Genomic DNA, 3,963 nt, shown 5'->3' with positions numbered 1-3,963 from the left:
GTGCCCCTCTCATCCAGTTCAAATTCGTCTTTTTCTTAAATCCTATCCCTCTCCCACCCACTATGATGCTATCTATATTTGGAGCAGAAAAAGCAAGTTAACTTGATGATTGTTTTAGGGTTTATTCTCCTCATAGCAAGGGAGATTTTATCATCTCTCTTGCTTTATTTTCTATACCTTCACGTTATTTTTGAAACAGCCCCGTTGAGAAATTGACATCCATCGTATTTTCCAATCCATTCAACTGTGAACATACCCTTCTCGTCTTGGTGGATTCACCACAATGTGTGACATAGTAAGGTCTTGCTATATCAACGTGTGAATCGCCAAGCTGGGCGGTTTAATAGGCGCTGGAAAAGCAAGAGAGAAGCAGGAAATTGCACTTCATAGATTCTTTTGGGTGGTATACTTCCTCTTAGGAGGGGATGATGTGGCCAGGAAGTTCACGGTGATCATTAAAAAAGGAGAGAAAGAGTATATAGGACACGTTGTAGAGCTTCCAGGATGCCATGCACAGGGAGCGACGATAGATGAACTGATGGAAAATATAAAGGAAGCCATAGAGTTGTACCTTAAAGTGAAGGTGAGGAGGTAGAACCTGTGGAAGTAGTGGATGTCAGGACGGTGGAGATATGAGTCCAAGATATCTTCGGTTGACAGGGAAAAAGATTCTACGAGCTCTTCAACGGATGGGAATAGAAGTAGTACGCCAGCGAGGGAGTCATGTCACAGTCAAGAACAGTGAGGGGAAAGTTGAGTGTTATTCCGATTCATGCTGGGAAAATTATAGAGCCAGGACTTTTAAAATCTATTTTGAGGGATCTTGATATAGCTCTCGATGAGTTTCTAAAGCATCTTTCTTCTCTTCTTTTTTTGAACCGCGCCTTTATCCGCTCTCTCCAAGTTTTTCTTGGTGGTGGAAGGCCTTTGAGTTTCTCTATCTCGGCGAGATACTTTTGGACAATTGGACAATATCTCTGAGAGCACGATTCTCTTTCTCGAGCTCTTCTATGCGACGTTCAAGGCGTTGAAGATAATAAAGTTCAAATGCTTCTATACGGGGCGCATGTCAGCAAAGTGGTAGAACACTTGAGGCATAAGAATGTTCAAACCACGATGAGGTATCTTCGCACGCTGGAGAAACACATCCAAGCAGGTGTAAAGTGCTTGCCCGGATAGAGGGGAGATTATGGCGTTCAAGTGGACAGATCATGCGGAGAAAAATTTGAGGGAAAGACGAATAAAACGTGACCTTGTGGAAGAAACCCTTAAACAACCAGACGAAGTGGTTCCAGGAAGGAAAGGAAGGGTAATATATCATAAACTCGTTGGCAATAAACTTCTTCGGGTAGTTGTTGAAAACGATGTGATCATAACAGTTTATCTGACCAGAAAAATCCAAAAATACTGGAAAGGAGGGAAAGGATGAAAATCAGATATTCAAAAGAAGCGGATGCTCTCTATATTCGATTCAACGATAGGGAGATAGACAGCTCCGATGAGATACTGGAAGATGTGATTGTGGATTTCGATAAAGATGGAAACATCGTGGCGATAGAGATCCTTTCTGCATCTGAAAAAGCAGATATCAAAGAGATACTAATACAAGCTTTCGATAGAGTCCAGGTTGAAACACCCACAAGCTAGATAGGAAAATGGGTATTCGACGGGGTCAAGTGTTACCATCAACGAATAATCTTTCATGTCGAATGCCATGCCGCTTTGCAACAAATTTAGGAGGCCGTGCGGAGGCAATGAGGGTGGTGGGGTACGTTAGAGTTTCCACAGATGAACAAGCAAAAAGTGGACTCGGGATTGAAGCTCAGATAGAGAAAATAAGATCTTACTGTAAACTCTGCGATCTTGATCTTGTAGACATCGTGGTGGACGAGGGATATTCAGGAAAATCCTTAAACAGACCAGGACTACAGCGAGTTTTGAAAAAGCTAGAGGCTTCCATAGCAGACGGCATAGTGATGGCAAAACTCGATCGTCTAACCAGATCAGTAGCAGACGTGGGATACCTTTTGAACCGATTCTCTCAAGATAAACAGCTATTCTCTGTATCGGAGAATGTAGATACACGTACTGCAAGTGGAAAATTGGTGTTGAACGTATTGATATCTGTAGCACAGTGGGAGCGTGAAGCGATTATTGAAAGGACAAAAGATGCTTTAAAGGCAAAAAAGCGCGAGGGGAGAAAACAGGAGGAGATGTTCCGTTCGGATATGATGCAACACCTGAAGGGAAGCTCTTACTGAACCCGCATGAACAGAGGGTTATAACACTGATGAAAGGACTTAGAAGTGAAGTAAAGGATACGGATACAAGCTTATAGCAAAGTATCTGAACGAAAAGGGTTACAAAACGAAAAAAGGGAAACATTTCACCCATATGCAAGTCAAAAGAATTCTAGAAAGGGGTACGAGCGAAAGGCTGCTGTGTGACGGTGTGTCAAGATTGCCAAATCAGGAGTACAGGTGATGTGACACTACTGCCACCTCAAAGGAGAGAGAAAATTCGGACGAATCATCTCATATGAATACGATCATTCAAAATCGTCTCCAAAGCTTTTTCTGCCTTTTCTTTGCTTGGATACACCTCAGAGATGACATGCGAATCATAGTCGTGTTGCTCGAGTATCATGACTATATCCCATTGCCCGCTACCATGTTCATGAATGTAAACCCTCCTCACATAAGTAAGATTTATGTACTCTCCGGCAAACTTAACAAACCTTACTCTGTTTCCTATCTCTTGTGATGGAAGGCAAAACAAGTCCTTCCCAAATACACGCAATATCTTCTCCATATCCTTCGAAGGTATCTCTTTCAAAGCATCCACAGCATCGAATATCACCGCATCTGTCAAATCTTTCAATATAAATCTGAGCACTTCTACCTTCTCTTTAACATCTAGTTCCTTCAGTATTCCACATATTGTTTCTATGTCAATATTCACATGGAGGTGTTTCAAAAATCAGGGGTAAGAGTGGCGAAAATATGAGATAAGAGTGAGAAGAAAATCAGACAAAAATATACCACCTACATGTTGCAAGCAAGAAACCTCACAAGAGCAAACACCATAGCCATATCCTCCCTGCAGGTGATCGTGAATGAACTTTATGAACACAGGAACGGATGAAATAGCCTTTGGAAATCTGGATAGTTTCTCTGAGAGAGGACTTCATTGATAACAACAAGCATGGAGATTATTCCAACTTCAGATCTTTTCCTACCTGAAAGCTTGGAAAGATGGGGTATGATTTTGAAGAAGTAAAAGTAGATGAGTTTGATAAGAGTTTTTGAAGAATTTCCACTTGTTCCATCCCCTATGCTTCCTTGGGTTATTTTTGAAGCACCTTCTCTTTTAGGCATTGATCAAAATACACTTGTAGATTAACAACTATCTTACCCATTGCATAGTGTGAACTGCCCTGTCCTTTGTTCGTGTTCCCCTGTTGGAGAGTGGGAAAGAATGAGTATCTAAACAAAATGATTTCGGAACTGCACGGATGCAACTAAAAGCGAAGCAGAAGGGAAATACCGAATTTTTCCGAGAATGACTGCTTGTGGATGCGGGCAAAAGAGAGAGGCGAAACACAGTAGGAAAAGTGAACTCCAACCATGTGATTTAATAGGTCCTTACCCTCTCATCAATAAGAACAACACCTATGGTTTGTAATGGTAAAACGTCATCGATCTCCATCGTTTCAGAACCACTCTGGGATGCTTTCGCAAACTTTCTAAAAGCTCCTTCGGTTTATCAGAAATCTTGCTAAATAAGTTCATTATTTCTGATTCTGTCATTGGATGACGTTTAATAATTGAAACAATCTCATTTATAGCATCCTGAAGATCTATTCTGTAACCATCGCTGATCAAGAAATCCAGTGCAATTGCGTTCAAGATTGTTGCTGCTTTCTTCATTGATTCAGGATCCGGTGGTTTTACCCAGGGTTCG

Annotated in this window: 8 protein-coding genes and 1 pseudogene; 6 read left to right on the top strand and 3 right to left on the bottom strand. The window is 41.5% G+C overall.

Translation table 11 applies throughout. The annotated features are described in order from the left end of the window. Positions 1-430: 430 nt before the first annotated feature. The 6 genes and pseudogenes from J7K79_RS08490 to J7K79_RS09495 form a co-directional block, all read left to right on the top strand. Positions 431-595 (top strand): type II toxin-antitoxin system HicB family antitoxin, encoded by a 165-nt coding sequence (locus J7K79_RS08490; RefSeq protein ID WP_296907535.1) that lies wholly within the window; start codon positions 431-433, stop codon positions 593-595. 37 nt (positions 596-632) lie between these two features. Continuing rightward, the gene (locus J7K79_RS09500) at positions 633-827 is read left to right on the top strand and encodes a type II toxin-antitoxin system HicA family toxin (protein ID WP_366932612.1); all 195 of its coding nucleotides are present in this window, start codon (positions 633-635) and stop codon (positions 825-827) included. Positions 828-1,189: 362 nt separating this feature from the next. Beyond that, the gene (locus J7K79_RS08485; protein WP_296907532.1) at positions 1,190-1,429 is read left to right on the top strand and encodes a DUF4258 domain-containing protein; all 240 of its coding nucleotides are present in this window, start codon (positions 1,190-1,192) and stop codon (positions 1,427-1,429) included. Beyond that, positions 1,426-1,647, top strand: a complete 222-nt coding sequence (locus J7K79_RS08480) for a DUF2283 domain-containing protein (RefSeq protein ID WP_296907530.1) — start codon at positions 1,426-1,428, stop codon at positions 1,645-1,647. Before J7K79_RS08485 ends, J7K79_RS08480 begins: the two co-directional genes overlap by 4 nt. A 107-nt stretch (positions 1,648-1,754) precedes the next feature. Next, entirely contained in the window at positions 1,755-2,261 is a 507-nt protein-coding gene (locus tag J7K79_RS08475; protein ID WP_296907527.1) for a recombinase family protein, read from the top strand. Between the two features lie 64 nt (positions 2,262-2,325). After that, positions 2,326-2,484 (top strand): annotated as a pseudogene (locus J7K79_RS09495) (recombinase family protein); the annotation flags it as partial. Positions 2,485-2,529: 45 nt separating this feature from the next. Here the strand turns inward: J7K79_RS09495 and J7K79_RS08470 are convergent. The 3 genes from J7K79_RS08470 to J7K79_RS08460 all read right to left on the bottom strand — a co-directional run. After that, complete coding sequence (locus tag J7K79_RS08470; RefSeq protein ID WP_296907525.1) at positions 2,530-2,895, bottom strand: hypothetical protein; 366 nt, start codon at positions 2,893-2,895, stop codon at positions 2,530-2,532. Positions 2,896-3,122: 227 nt separating this feature from the next. Then, positions 3,123-3,377, bottom strand: coding sequence for a hypothetical protein (locus tag J7K79_RS08465; protein ID WP_296907523.1), 255 nt, complete (start codon positions 3,375-3,377; stop codon positions 3,123-3,125). A 294-nt stretch (positions 3,378-3,671) separates the two neighbouring features. Then, the coding region (locus J7K79_RS08460) for a hypothetical protein (RefSeq protein WP_296907520.1) at positions 3,672-3,963 on the bottom strand (292 nt) is incomplete at its 5' end.

Source organism: Thermotoga sp., from assembly GCF_021162145.1.
Classification (GTDB): domain Bacteria; phylum Thermotogota; class Thermotogae; order Thermotogales; family Thermotogaceae; genus Thermotoga.
This window is presented reverse-complemented; position numbering and strand designations above follow the sequence as displayed.